The 13848-nt window shown below is 29.2% G+C and carries 11 protein-coding genes; 2 read left to right on the top strand and 9 right to left on the bottom strand.

The genetic code is table 11. The features are described from left to right. Nucleotides 1–4 precede the first annotated feature (4 nt). Genes L8X30_RS00795 through L8X30_RS00785 form a run of 3 tightly spaced genes read right to left on the bottom strand, consistent with a single transcriptional unit; the run spans nt 5 to nt 2149 of the window. Entirely contained in the window at nt 5–628 is a 624-nt protein-coding gene (locus L8X30_RS00795) for a lysophospholipid acyltransferase family protein (protein ID WP_039617569.1), read from the bottom strand. Then, nucleotides 612–1910: a tRNA (N6-isopentenyl adenosine(37)-C2)-methylthiotransferase MiaB gene (gene miaB, locus L8X30_RS00790; RefSeq protein ID WP_263678511.1), complete on the bottom strand. Its 1299-nt coding sequence runs from the start codon at nt 1908–1910 to the stop codon at nt 612–614. The genes L8X30_RS00795 and miaB overlap by 17 nt, the downstream gene beginning before the upstream one ends. Further along, the gene (locus tag L8X30_RS00785; RefSeq protein ID WP_039617566.1) at nt 1907–2149 is read right to left on the bottom strand and encodes an HP0268 family nuclease; all 243 of its coding nucleotides are present in this window, start codon (nt 2147–2149) and stop codon (nt 1907–1909) included. The genes miaB and L8X30_RS00785 overlap by 4 nt, the downstream gene beginning before the upstream one ends. Nucleotides 2150–2272: 123 nt before the next feature. Here L8X30_RS00785 and nusA point away from each other — a divergent pair, with 123 nt between their 5' ends. Next, nucleotides 2273–3364, top strand: coding sequence for a transcription termination factor NusA (gene nusA, locus L8X30_RS00780; RefSeq protein WP_039617565.1), 1092 nt, complete (start codon nt 2273–2275; stop codon nt 3362–3364). Here nusA and L8X30_RS00775 read toward each other — a convergent pair. The 3 genes from L8X30_RS00775 to L8X30_RS00765 are packed head-to-tail and all read right to left on the bottom strand — an operon-like array spanning nt 3361 to nt 6224. Further along, the gene (locus L8X30_RS00775; protein WP_147576140.1) at nt 3361–3714 is read right to left on the bottom strand and encodes a succinylglutamate desuccinylase; all 354 of its coding nucleotides are present in this window, start codon (nt 3712–3714) and stop codon (nt 3361–3363) included. The two genes, nusA and L8X30_RS00775, sit on opposite strands and share 4 nt — an antisense overlap. Then, nucleotides 3711–5084 (bottom strand): cytochrome P450, encoded by a 1374-nt coding sequence (locus L8X30_RS00770; protein ID WP_263678510.1) that lies wholly within the window; start codon nt 5082–5084, stop codon nt 3711–3713. The genes L8X30_RS00775 and L8X30_RS00770 overlap by 4 nt, the downstream gene beginning before the upstream one ends. Nucleotides 5085–5093: 9 nt before the next feature. After that, the gene (locus L8X30_RS00765; RefSeq protein ID WP_263678509.1) at nt 5094–6224 is read right to left on the bottom strand and encodes a DUF829 domain-containing protein; all 1131 of its coding nucleotides are present in this window, start codon (nt 6222–6224) and stop codon (nt 5094–5096) included. 163 nt (nt 6225–6387) lie between these two features. Between L8X30_RS00765 and L8X30_RS00760 the strand changes: the two genes are divergently transcribed. Then, a complete protein-coding gene (locus L8X30_RS00760) occupies nt 6388–7893 on the top strand; it encodes an SGNH/GDSL hydrolase family protein (protein WP_263678508.1) in 1506 nt (501 codons plus the stop codon). Here L8X30_RS00760 and L8X30_RS00755 read toward each other — a convergent pair. The 3 genes from L8X30_RS00755 to L8X30_RS00745 all read right to left on the bottom strand — a co-directional run bounded on the left by L8X30_RS00755 (nt 7890) and on the right by L8X30_RS00745 (nt 13733). Then, nucleotides 7890–9068 (bottom strand): capsule biosynthesis protein, encoded by a 1179-nt coding sequence (locus L8X30_RS00755; protein ID WP_263678506.1) that lies wholly within the window; start codon nt 9066–9068, stop codon nt 7890–7892. The genes L8X30_RS00760 and L8X30_RS00755 overlap by 4 nt on opposite strands. Continuing rightward, complete coding sequence (locus L8X30_RS00750; protein WP_263678504.1) at nt 9065–11050, bottom strand: capsular polysaccharide biosynthesis protein; 1986 nt, start codon at nt 11048–11050, stop codon at nt 9065–9067. Before L8X30_RS00750 ends, L8X30_RS00755 begins: the two co-directional genes overlap by 4 nt. Before the next feature lie 208 nt (nt 11051–11258). Then, nucleotides 11259–13733 carry an SIR2 family protein gene (locus L8X30_RS00745; RefSeq protein ID WP_263678502.1) on the bottom strand — a complete coding sequence of 825 codons (2475 nt, stop codon included), beginning with the start codon at nt 13731–13733 and terminating at the stop codon, nt 11259–11261. Nucleotides 13734–13848: the final 115 nt, after the last annotated feature.

The following is a 13848-nucleotide window of genomic DNA, read 5'->3' as shown; positions in this document are numbered from 1 at the left end:
GTGTTTATCCTTTGTCTATTTGACTTATCATATCAAATTTTTCTTTTATCAATACTTTAGCTTCTTCTAAATTTAAATTTTGTATTTTGATTTCTTCACTTAGTCTATAGGTAATCTTAGAAAAAGGTTTAGGTAAGATCATTTTATCCCAACTTTTAAATTCCCAAAAAGAGCTTGCTTCGTAATTTAGCAAAAAAAGTGGAGCATTTTTTTTCAAAGCTATCATCACAGAACCATCTGAAACACTATGATAAGGCCCTCTTGGTCCATCTGGAGTGATAATCACATCATCGCCTTGATCTAAAATTTTAAAAGATTGTTTTAATAAAGCCAAAGCACCTTTGCTTGTGCTACCTCTTAAAGTATCCAAACCAAAAAAGGCAATATTTCTAGCAATGATTTCTCCATCTTTATGGTGTGAAATCATCACATAAGCCTTTTTTCCTTTAATACCCATTTTACGATAGGCAAAAGGCATTAGAGCAAGACGCCCATGCCAAAAAAGTATCACACATGATCTTTTTGGAAGCTTTTGCCCTAAATAAACCTTTCTACAAGTTAAAAAAATCAGCCATTGTAATAAAAAAATTCCAAAAGCTAAAAGATTAATCTTAAAGGATTTCGCCATTTAACACCATACGCCTAGGATTGGTGATTTTTACTTTTTTCATTTGTCCTAATAACTCTTCACTACCTCTAACTTGAATCAAAAAGTTATTATCACTTCTACCTGCCACAAAACCTTCACTTCTTAATTCTTCAAATAAAACTTCAAATTCTTTATCTTTTTGTTTTGCAATAATTTCATCTAAAATTTCTGTATGTCTTGCCTGTAAAATACTCAAGCGTTTTGAAGCTATATCATCAGGAATTTGATTTGGCATAGTTGCAGCTTTAGTTAGTGGTCTTTTAGAGTATTTAAAAGAAAACATTTGCTCAAATCGCACTTTTTCAAGCACATCCATAGTATCTTCAAAGTCTTTATCGCTCTCACCTGGAAAAGCTACAATCACATCAGTAGAAATACTCACATCTTTACACATAGAACGCAATTTCAATGCTCTATCTAAATACCACTCTTTAGTATAACCACGTTTCATAGCCTTTAAAATTTCACTTGAACCACTTTGCAAAGGCATATGCATAGACTTACATACTTTAGGATTTTTAGAAAAAACCTCTAAAAATCTATCATCCATATGTAATGGGTGTGGGCTTGTAAAGCGAATACGCTCTAAACCTTCGATTTCACTTAACCTTTCCAAAAGATCTGAAAAATTAATCTTTTCATGTGCATTAGAAAATCTTTTACCATAATTATTAACATTTTGCCCTAGTAAAAAAATCTCTTTAGCACCTTTAGAAACAGCTTTCAATGCTTCATTTTTAATAATCTCAAAAGGTATAGAAATTTCATCTCCTCTTGTGTGAGGCACTATACAATAAGTACAATGTTTATCACAACCTATAGAGATATTAATATAAGTTTTATAAAGGCTATTTCTAAAATCTGCAAAAGCATAATTACTCTCATCAAAATCTATATCATTACCTAAAAATTTTGGCGTATTTACAGCCTTTGTGATCTTAGAAACATTTCTAGCACCCAAAACAAAATCCACATTTGGAGCACGCTTAAAAATCTCATCTCCTAAATGTGAAGCAGTGCAACCACAAACTCCTATTTTAGCGCCATTTTTTTTGATTTTTTCAAAACTTCCAACTTCTGAAAAAAGCTTATGCACAGGCTTTTCACGTACCGAGCAAGTATTGATTAAAATCAAATCTGCTTCTTTTGCGTCTTGAGTTAATTCGTAATTTTCTTTTTCTTTAAGTTCGGCTATCATATGCTCTGAATCACGCACATTCATAGCACAACCTAAAGTTTGTATAAAAAGTTTTTTACTCAAAGAATGTGTACCTCATACATAAAATCTGTATCATCTAAACCATATTTGATCGTTCTATGATAAACACATTTTCCTTTTTTTTCAAAATGCTCTACCAAAGCGATTAATTGCTTATGTGCATTGTCTTTATCAAAATAGAAAAATTTTTGACCTTCTTTATCCACAGCCTTTTCAATACTTTCTAAACTTATACTTTTTGGCTTTTCATCAACAGAGGTTCTTGCTATTTTTAAATCCATATCATCATCCTCAAGTTTTTTTAATCTGAAATTATAGCAAATTTTACTTTTAATTAAACTTATTAAAGATATAATTTTATTCTTCAAACTTTTAAAATCCAAAATTAAGGTTGTATTGTCATTATGGAAAAAATCACAGATATAATTGAATCCATTGCTAATGAGAAAAATTTACAAATAGAAGATGTAAGAGAAAGAGTTAAAAAAGCACTTATTAATACTGCTAAGAAAATTTATGGTGATAAGTATGAATTTTTTGTTGATTCAGGTAAAAATTTACAACTTTATCAAAAAATCATCGTGGTAGCTGATAATGATGAAAGATTAGAAAATGAAAATGAGCATTTTATCGCCTTAAGTAAAGCAAGGGCTGAAGCTAAAGACGTAGAAATTGGCGATGAGCTAACTTATGAATGTTCTTTAGAAAATTTAGGCCGCACTGCTGTAAATATCTTACATAAAGAATTAGAATACAATATACAAAAACTCTTAGAAGAAAAAATCTATGAAAAATACCAAAAAATGGTAGGACACATGGTTTTTGGTAGCGTGGTAAGAGTAGATAGTGAAGAAAATACTTATGTAGAAATTGATGAGTTTCGTGCATATTTACCTAGAAAAAATCGTATCAAAGGTGAAAAATTTAAAGTAGGCGATGTGATTAAAGCTGTTATTAGGCATGTATATATTGATAAATCAGGTATGAGAATGGAGCTTAGTAGAACTAGCCCTAAATTTTTAGAAGCTTTATTAAAAGCTGAAGTTCCTGAAATCAAAGATGGTCTTATAAATATTTATGCAAGTGCAAGAATTCCAGGCGAGAGAGCAAAAATCATCTTACAAGCTAATAGTCCAAGCGTTGATGCAGTAGGAGCAACTGTAGGCATAAAAGGAGTTAGAATCAATGCTGTAAGCAAAGAATTAAAAAATGAAAATATCGACTGCATTGAGTATTCTAATGAAATGGCAATCTTAATCACTAGAAGCTTAGCCCCAGCAATTATAAACTCAGTTAGCATTGAAGATAAAAAGGCTATTGTAACGCTAAATAGTGAGCAAAAAAGTAAAGCCATAGGAAAAAGTGGTATTAATATACGCTTAGCTAGTATGCTTCTTGGATATGAGATAGAGCTTAATGAAGTAAATAATGAAGATAAAACTAATAACCAAGAAGAAGCATTTAAAAACTTAAAAGCTTTATTTGGAGAAAATTAAAGCTGCTTACCGACAGTTTGTTCGGTAAGTTTTTTTTTCAAAACCAAATCTACAATCTCTTGCTCTCTTTTGTTTGCCTTTTGGCAATGATTTTTATCAAAAAAATCTGTAATTTTAATGACTATTTTAGCCCATCTTTTATCGCGTTCCCTCCAAGCATGAGATGATAAAGACTCCCAAGCATAACCATTAAACAAAGTAGCATTGACAAAATGATCAAGCGCTCTCACACCTTGTCTAACCCTAGCAGGATTACCGAAAGTTCCCACTATAACAATAAAAAGATAACTAATCACCGCCAAAGGAACAATAGCGCAAAGTAGTATGGTTCCTGCTAATTTTTCTTTCATTTTTGCCTTTTTATAAATCTTATATTCATACCATTTGCTGATCTTATAGTCAGTCTTCCTACTATATCAGGCACGAAATTTTCTTCTAATTCTAACTTATAAGTCCTTAAAATATTAGCTAAAATCAAAACAGCCTCTTGCATAGCAAAGCCCTGCCCTATACACACACGCTCTCCCATGCCAAAAGGCATATAAGTATCTTTTTTAATCTTGCTTTTATCTTCATGGCGACTTGGATCAAACTCATGCGGATTTTCCCAAAAACTATCATGTCTATGGATGAGCCATGGAGCTACTACTACGCCTGAACCTTTTTTGATAAGCTTATCTCTCATTTTGTTATCATTTCTTGCTTCTCTAGCAAAAAAGCCAACTGGTGGATAAAGTCTTAAACTTTCTTTAAACACATTTGTAAGATATTTCATCGCTCTAATATGTTCTATCTTAAACTCCTCATCACCCGCAACTTGCATGATTTCTTCATAGGCTTTTTGTTGCTCATTTGGAGAAATACTTAAAATATATAGTGTCCAAGTTAGCGAGCTTGCAGTAGTTTCATGGCCTGCTAAGAAAAGCATAGCAACTTGGTCTAAAATTTCATTAAAAGAAAATCTCTCATTTGTGTCTGCATCCACCACCATAAGTAATGATGATAAAATATCTTCATATTTTCCTTGATCATTTAGAGCATTGTCATATCTTGGTTTTATAATATCTGATAAAACTTTGCGTATAGTAGTGCCTGCTTTAAGTCTTTTTCTCTCACCCAAAAGATTTGAAAGCCAAGTTGGGAAGCGAAACATTCTTCGCATAGCTGTTTTAACTGTTTCTTCTTGCACAGTTACAAAAGCATCTAAAACAAGTTTGCCTTTTTGCTCATCAAATTTTGATGACATGATGGTTCTAAAAATCACATCTGCAGTTACAAAAGTCATAGCTTCATCTACTTCTATAACTGCTTTATCTTCATATTTTGCAAATCTTGCCATCATATCAGAAGCTGCTTCACTCATCAAATTAAAAACTTTAGAAATTCTTGTCATTTCAAAAGAAGGTCTTAAAAGCTCTCTTTGCTTTTCCCATACTCTATCATTAGTTGTAAAAATGCTTATACCTAAAAGTGGCTCTAAAAGCTCATGTAAAAGTTGGCTTTTTGGGTATTCTCTAACCTCATCTACCATAATTCGTCTAACTTCTTTTGGATCATTTACTACATATAGATCAAATCCGGGCATTTTTACTCTACCCATCATCATCTTATAGCTTCGCTCATAAAGTCCATCAAGCCATGATCTTCTTTTTAGCAAAAAAGTAGTTAATGTGGAAGCTTTATTTTTATAAGGCTTTGGATGAAAAGGACACTGACCCATATTTTTCTCCTATTTAATTTTTTCTTCTAGTTTATTTTTACCTATGATAAATTCAAAAAAGTTATATACTCCTTGAATTTGTGTGGCAAATAAATATAAAAAATGTGCTTTATATTTGTCTTTTTTGATTTTTTTATAATCTTTGCTTTTATATAAGGTATGAAATTTAGCCGAAAGGTATTTTGGACTAAATTGCGCCTTTACCCCGCTTGTGCGTATGAAATCAACTTGTGCAAAACAAGCTCCATCAATAATAGAAGTAAAATCATACCAAATTAAATTTTTACCTCCTAAATACTCTAAATCTTTTCTAAACTCAAAAGATCTTTTTTGATAGCTTACCAAAGGTATGCACTCACCTAAAGTTAAAACCTTTAAATTTTCAAAAGAAATATTTTCTTTTTCACATTTTCTAAGCACTTTTGCTAAAACATTTATACAAAGTACTGTTCCTACACTGTGCGCACTTAAGATGAGTTCATAATTTTTATCATTTACATTTTCTTTTAGTTTTTCAAAAATAATCCTAGCAAAATCATTCATTCTTAATTCAAGTTCGCCTTGGGAATTTTTCTCCCAGTTTGCACAAAAAGAACAAATTCTAGCTATCCAAAAAACAGCTAATTTCTTGCCTAATTTATAAAATATTTTTGGCAAAAATACTAATGATAAAATAAAAACCAAAATTCCCAAAACAATATGAAAATTTTGCAAATACAACAAACTTCCAAAAGCACAAAATAAAGTAAAAATCAAACTCAAAAGTACATAAAAAAATGGATAATATCCTGTGATAAGTTGGTGCGGGGATTCTTTACCAAATTTTAAAAAAAGTCCTGTGATGGTATAAATTCTAAAAAAACTATAGCAATCACTCAAAGCATCTTTTATACCTTCTGACCAGTTTTTTTTGACTATATCATTCCAGCTTAAAAAGGTGTAAGTGGTGCTTGTATGTGGTGTTTGAATTTGCCAAAAAGCATATGCATTAGCTTGAGCTTTTGATAAAGTATAATCATAATTTAAAAGTGCATTTTGCTCGACTAAATTTTTTTTAAACATAGCATAATAATGCCTATATCCTCTAGGATCATAACCAGCTATATAAAAAACATCTCTTTTTTGACACAATTTATCCATTAAAATCCCAAATAAACTCAAAATGAATTTAAAAATATAGCTAAAGTTATTATCTTTGTCAAATGCTTATTTAAAGGCTAAATGAGGGGTTTTTACTCTGAAATTATTCATTAAAAAATATTTTATAAAATAAATAAAAAATTATAAAATCAAGAAAGAACTTATGGATATAATCTTACTAGGTGGTAGTAATAGTGTAGTTAAAAATGGTCTTAGAATAGGTCTTGAAAATAAAGACATTACACTACATAATTACGCTTTGGGACTTAGCACTTCTTTACAAAATCTTTATGAGTTAATACGTCATGAAAAAACTATAAACAAAAGTGATTTTCTCATCAGTGAATCAAATATCAATGATTATTTAAGTCCTATGAGTTTAAATATTATACTTAGAAATATTGATTATTTTTACGAAGAACTTTACAAAGCAAACAAAATTACCATAGTGCTTATACTCCCCATACCAGCTTGTAATGATAAATCAAAAGCCATCAATGAAGCTCATAGGAAAAATTGTGCTTATTATGGTTTTAATCTAATCGATGTAGATCTTTACTACCAAAAAAATAATCTTTATGATTTTGATCAAAACTATAAATTCCACCCTATGCCACTAGCTATGCAAGAGCTTGGTAAAAACATCATTAAAAATTTACATAGCTTTAAAAAATCCAAAGAAAATATCATTTGCTCAAAAAGAAAATTTCACATCTTTGCGCCATCAAATTTAGCTAAAATAGAGCATAAAAACTCATTTTTTTGTGAAAAAACTACAAAGATTAAAGCTGGTGAAAAAATCATTTTTCCAAAAGAGTTAAAAAACTATCAAATCTTAGGTATACACACTTGGAATCACACTAGTTCATCAACCCATGCTATATCATCTATAAATATTGAAAACTCATCTTTTAAATTAGTAAAAAATTTTGGACTTATCAATACTTTTCAAGATATACAAAATGAAAAAGCAATTTGTGATGAGCAAACCTTTTTGTATGTTAATACACAAATTATCAAGCAAAGTGAAGAAAGTTCGGGCTTAAGCATAGCAAATGAAAAAACACCGAGGCTTGATTATGTGGATTTAATAGGAATTTTACTTTTAGAAAATGATAATACAAGAATTGAATATAAAAATCATCCTACAAATGCTCATGATTCTTTAATACCACCCATAGCATTTTATAAAGAACTAGTACTAGAATATCATGAACTAAAAAAACTTGATATGCAAACATTTTTACAAAGTCAAAATCATAATCTTTTGCGTTTCTTAAATCACAAAGGCTTAAAAAATGAATATGAAATCTTTATCCACCAAAATAATAAACTTTATGGAGCTAGCTTAAGGATAAAAGAAAGACTAAGCTATAAACTTGGGGAAGCTATCATGAAAAATAGCAAAAGTTATTTGAATTGCTTTAAAATACCCTTTGAACTAAGAAAAGTCAAAAAAGAGCATTTTAAAAATCAAAAAGATCAAAAAAATCTACCACCACTAAAAGCCTATGCAGACTACAAACACGCTCAAATAGCCAAAACACACTTGCCTTATCTTTTAGGTAATGCACTTTTGCGAGCTTCAAGAACTCCTTTTAAAATAGGGTATTTAAGCTTACCTTTTAAACTAAAAAAGATTGCAAAAAACTATAAAAAGAAAATTTAATCCAAACTAGTATTTTTGAAAAAATTCCCATTAACTTGGGTTTTATATATCACATAATTTCTAAATTTAGCGTGCAAAACAACATCGGGTTTATATGCTCTGCATTCTTTCCAAAAAGTATGCAAACTTTTTTGATAAGTCAAACCTTCTACATCATAAAAGGCTTTTCCCATAACTTTTAAAGGGCTATTGTGATATAAAGCAGAAAGTCCTACTGTGCTATTTATGACTATAGTACCTCTTGCATTGATTAAGAGCGTAGGTAAGTGCAAATCATGTACATATAAAATTCTACCCTCGACATTGTATTTTAAACTCAAATCTTCTATAAGCTTAGTATAGTCTCTGTAGCCACGATCCATAGGATGGTGCTTAAAAACTAGATAAGACTTTGCTTTAGCATGATTAGCAAAAGAGATGATCACTTCTTCTATAAATTTTTCTGTAGTTTTTTTATAGTGATGAGATAGTTGAGTATCATTGTGCACTTGCAAAATAGCTAAAAAATACTTTTGTTTTAGGGAAAGAATTTTTTCATTTAAACTTTTTTCTGTGATTTTGTATTTGTTTTTTCTATATACTGAGCAAAGCCAAGGTAAAAAATCAAATAATTTTAAACTTCTATGATGTAAAGAATTATTAAAATACCAAGAAAATAAAAAAGCAAAAAGCCAGTATAAAAACGAAGCAAAGGCCATATTTCTAAAAGTGCTTGAGAAAGTTTTAAATTTAAAATCTTTATCAAATTTTTTCTGACTTAGATAAAATTCTTTTTCTCTTGGTAAGGTCGAGTTTGCATTCACTCCATCTTTTTCAAAAGTAATGAAGTTTGGTCTTATATAACCTTCTTCAAAAATCCATACTTCAATACCCATTTGCTTAGCAACGCTAATGGCGATTTCATGCACTTTTCTACAATCATTGTACATAATAACAACTTGAATTTGTTTTTCTTCAAAAAGCTTTTTATAAAAGTCTTCAAGCTCGGCTAAACTTTTAGTGTAATTAATACTTTTAAAAGGATAAAAGAAAAAATCTCCACCATTAAAATTTACTTTATAAACCTTAGCTTGCGGAATTTTTGTAGCAATTTTACGAAAAAATCCACCCACAGGTCCTTGGAGTAATAAAACATTTTTACCAGAAAATTTTTTTAACTTCTTACTTAAATTCATCTAATCAAAATAAATTCTATTAATCTTCTTATTTTTCTTAATATATAAATTCTTATATCCATAAACCAACGCAAATAAAATTTAGAAAAATAATCTTTTTGCATTTTTAACATTATATCTAATGCAAGCTCAACTTCACATAAATTTTTACTTTTTGGATGGATGTATCTTGGATAAAGGATCAAAACACCAGCAACAAGCTCTTCTAAACTAAGCACTCTTGTGCGTCTTGGAATTTCATACAAATCACTTGTCAAACCCCAGCCTGCATAAAAAGGCTTGCCATATACTACTACTTTTTTGCCACGCAAAAGAGCGTCAAAACCACTTGTAGAAGTTATAGTATGCACTTCATCACAAGCATTTATAGCACTATCTATGCTGACATTTTCTATAATCTCATCACAGTATTTTAAAATAATGCTTTTATCTTTTAAACCTTTGCGGTTACCACTTAATACATCAGGATGAGGTTTAAAAACTATAAAGGCGTTTTCGTTGGCCTTTCTTACATTTTGTAAAAGCTTTAAGGTATCATAACCTGATCCACCTAAGATCATAGAAGCATCATCTTCTACTTGAGCGGGGATTAAAATGATTTTTTTATTTGTATTAAAATTTAATGTTTCATGTTTTAAACCATTATACTTTGAAAATTTATTGTGTGTAATGGTAGAGATGAGCTTTTTAGCTCTTTGTTTTAAACTTTCATCAAATTCATGATTTTGCAAAATATCTTCTAAATCACTTGGTTTACTTGGATCAACATACAAGCCTTTGCTATCTACTATCAAAGAAAAAGGGCGTGTAAGATCTGAGCCCAAAAAAACCGAGCGTAAAAAGCCATCTTCTACTAAGAAAATTTCATTATTAAAATCTTTAGCTAGCAAAGCTTTATCATACTTTTTGCCCCAGATGAAAATTTTATCTTTAGGATTTAAATTCGCTTTATAGAGTTCGTCAAGTGAGTTTAAAAAAATGATTTTATTATTCTTGGCTTTAAAAAATGGCTTCATAAACCAACGCTTCCATAAAGTAAAACCTAAAAAATACAAAGTATTTGAATTAGCTTGCTCTACCTTTTTATATTTTGTTAAAGTATAAATAGTATCAAAAATATCACTTTTTTGATTTAAGTAAGGATTAAAATACTCACTATATAAAATATAAGCAGCATAAAAAACCTCTTCTAAACTTCTTTTTTTAAGTCTTCTTTTGCACGCTTGCTTATCTTGAGTTAAACCCCAGCCTGCATAAAATGGCACACCATAACACACACATTCGCTTCCTAACATCAAAGCTTCAAAACCCATACCAGAAGTTTTAGTATAGACTTTTTTAAAATGACTTAGTAATTCGATGGGATTATAATTTTCTTTTATAACAACACATTTACTTGGTAAATCTTGTGCGTTAAAATCACTTTGCTTTTTACCGCTTAATACATCAGGATGAATTTTAATGTAAACTTTAGCATTTGGATTTTCTTTAATAGCATCATTTATGATATCTTGAGTTGAGAAATTATCAGCTAGGCCAAATTTTAATGAAGTATCATTTGCTACTTGAGTGATGATTAATACGCGTTCTTCATTAGATCCAAAAAGCTCTCTTGGCACGCAAAGATTATTATTATACTTGCTAAGTTTTTCTTTTTTTATAAGCTCTATAGCCTTTTTTGCTTGCTCTAATTCTTCGGCGCTAAACTCATAAGTGTTTAAAATATTTTCAAGTTTAGATGGAGTCATAGCATCATAGTAAATTCCCACATCATCTTTGACGATAGAAAAACTCGGGCTATTTTCTACACCTAAATTTAATGAGCGTAAAAAACCATCTTCTAAAAGCACTAAAGAACCACTAAATTTTTTATGAAGATAAAAAGCACATTTACCAGTACGTTTTCTCCCCCATCCTATAAACTTTTTCCTATGGAATATTTGAACAAAATTATTTATATAAAAATAATAACCACTCAACACATTAACTCAAAAAATCTTTTTCATTGGTATATACATATAACACCATATTGTTTAATTAAAAAAACTTTAATTATGTTACAAGTATTATAGCTTAATTTATCAATTATATGCGAACAAAAAATGTAATTTTATTATTCTATAAGCCAATCATATATTATTACTTCCCTAATTTATTTTTACTCGTACATACAATCAAAAAATAATATTTTTAAACTTGCCCTGTTTTATTCTGCTTTCCTTTATAAATAATTGCTTCAAGCATTTCCTTACATTCCTCATAGACCCTCTGCTCCCTAAAGCGTTCTTTGGTTATATTTCCATCTAAATATTTCAATTGCTTTTCACAACAACCAATAACTTGATTCCATTGCTCCAAATCAAATAAACTAGATCGTTCATCAATAAAATCTCTATAATCCATCATAATTTTGTATTTATACATGTCATTATTTTTTTGTCTCATTAAAAGCCTATCTGCTTCTAAAAAAACCCTCATGGCTTCTTTAATATCTATATTGTGGCTTACGGATTTTTTAAGATATAATCTAGCTTGTTGATTATCAATTTTAGTCTTATCATAGTTAGTCTTTTCTGCTTTTTCATAAGCAGTAGATAGTTTTTGCTGCGCCTGATCTAATTCATTATACATCATAAAGCACATTGCATATTGTAACCAGTATTGAGGATCTTGTATTAGCCATTCGAACTCCCGTTTTAAGCTTTCATAATAATTTTTTAGCTTATCAATTTTACCATTATCTAATAATAATCTCTCTATAAATCTAAATCTGAATAAATTTTTTCTTATAAGATTAAGCTGTCCATCTCTATTTGATTTTTTACCAATAAGACGCAAAATATCTAAAAAATATTCAATAGTTTCATTTGCAAAATATATTTTCAATATTAGCAATGAAAAAATTGGCGACTTAACAAAAACCTCATTACCCCTATTTATCAAATTCAAACCAATGATATTTTCAAGATTTTCATCTTGATAGATAGATAAATCATGCTCACCAACAATCTCTTCTAATAATCCTATTGATATTGGAATATCCATGAGATTTAGTAAGCATATAGCAAAAACCTGTTTTTTACTTATTTGCTTACTAAAGAGATTATTCAAAATCTTCACAATTTTTTCTTTCATTTGTTCTGAATTTAAAACCTCAATTAAGATTAATGCAATTTCTTTTTTGCATTTATCGCTTAATATTATTTTTTTGTAATTTTCTGTATATCGTTGCTTGTTTTTCTCTGAAGACGGATACCAAATTCCATGATATTCAATAATACGATAAAAGCATTCCAATTCCGAATCACTCAGAGTATCTATTTCTAATATACACGCTTTATTGAGATATTCATTTTCTTTCAAATATCTATAATGCTCGTGTGTTCTTGCAGCAAGAATGATTGTTAAATGTTCATAATGCAATTTAATATATTCCAGAAGATAAGTATGTCTAACATAAGAATCTATTATAACTATAGGTTCTTTATTATTCTTAGCAATCTTATCAATATCTCTTTTGGCAGCAACTTCATCGCCAGTAGTACTAAGCATAAAAACCTGTCTACTACTAGCCAAATGTGTAGCTAATTGCTTTAAGAAAATTGTCTTACCATTACCAACATCTCCAATAACTACTAATAATTTTTTTCCATTTTTTATATTTTCCAATGCACTATCTATTTTGTCTCTAGAAATTAAAAATGGAGGTTTATTGTGTTGCCGAATTATCTCATCTTCTATCATCTTATCTTTTATTTTTCCATATATAAGAAAATTTAATGCGTCTTTTTCGGCAATTGCACTTTGAGATTGCCCAATATACTCAATTTTCCGAAAACGTTCAAAAAATATATCTTCTTTTGTACAAACAAAAGTATTCTGCTCGATTAATTGTGCAAATTTTTTCACACCAATTGAATATACTTTTCCATATTTCTCATATTTAAATTTATCTATTTCATTAATACCTTCACGATGAATAAACACCACCTTATCTTTTATTTGTAAGTTATTATGATACAATATTTTTTCTATATCTATATCATACAACGAATATCCTATAAAGATCACTACCGAAGCAAGTTCCAAATCATTTATAAAGTATTTTTTCCATTCTGTATTATTAAAAGCATCATATGAAATATACGATGATGAAGTAAGTTTAAAACTATTTTCCAGAGTACTTTTGTTAAGTTTTTCAATTTTCCCATTAATATGAAGGCAAATATTTCCTTCGTCAATAAAGTCATCTTCTAAATCTTTACTTTCAATACGAATACCACTCTTCTTAGCTGCCTCCTCTATAACATTATCATAATTAGTAGTATAAATTCTTCTCCACGGTAAAGAAGCAATAGATATATGATACGAGCTTACCTCTTTCACCGTAAAAGTATCTTTCATTTGTCTTATGAATTCTTTTAATTTCTCTGGATTATCTTTACAATATCCTTCTATAAAAAAATCAGCTATTTCAGATAATTTTCGCTCATTATCGTCAGGTCTATTCATCAATTTACATATCATCTCTCTTAATTTACTACCAACAGGTAACTTTCCATTAAAACCAATAGCACCATGAGAAAAACCAGCTCCAACAAATAAAACAGCTCTACCATTTTGTATTTTTTTAATTATATCTTTAAGATTATTCTCTGTAGTCATATCAATCCTTTGTTTTTTATATTATATATAAAAAAACAAATATACCAAAATATTAACAACATCACATAGCAAAATCAGTCAAAACTTAAAAATACGGAATGTTAGTAATAAAAAT

Source organism: Campylobacter sp. CNRCH_2015_0338h (assembly GCF_025772785.1).
In the GTDB taxonomy this organism is placed as follows: Bacteria; Campylobacterota; Campylobacteria; order Campylobacterales; family Campylobacteraceae; genus Campylobacter_D.
This window is presented reverse-complemented; position numbering and strand designations above follow the sequence as displayed.

Coding starts and splice junctions, on each gene's coding strand:
- L8X30_RS00765 (WP_263678509.1), bottom strand. CDS start 6,224: ATGGATAAATTGTGTCAAAAAAGAGATGTTTTTTATATAGCTGGTTAT.
- L8X30_RS00755 (WP_263678506.1), bottom strand. CDS start 9,068: ATGAATTTAAGTAAGAAGTTAAAAAAATTTTCTGGTAAAAATGTTTTA.
- L8X30_RS00785 (WP_039617566.1), bottom strand. CDS start 2,149: ATGGATTTAAAAATAGCAAGAACCTCTGTTGATGAAAAGCCAAAAAGT.
- L8X30_RS00770 (WP_263678510.1), bottom strand. CDS start 5,084: ATGGGTCAGTGTCCTTTTCATCCAAAGCCTTATAAAAATAAAGCTTCC.
- nusA (WP_039617565.1), top strand. CDS start 2,273: ATGGAAAAAATCACAGATATAATTGAATCCATTGCTAATGAGAAAAAT.
- L8X30_RS00745 (WP_263678502.1), bottom strand. CDS start 13,733: ATGACTACAGAGAATAATCTTAAAGATATAATTAAAAAAATACAAAAT.
- L8X30_RS00775 (WP_147576140.1), bottom strand. CDS start 3,714: ATGAAAGAAAAATTAGCAGGAACCATACTACTTTGCGCTATTGTTCCT.
- L8X30_RS00795 (WP_039617569.1), bottom strand. CDS start 628: ATGGCGAAATCCTTTAAGATTAATCTTTTAGCTTTTGGAATTTTTTTA.
- L8X30_RS00760 (WP_263678508.1), top strand. CDS start 6,388: ATGGATATAATCTTACTAGGTGGTAGTAATAGTGTAGTTAAAAATGGT.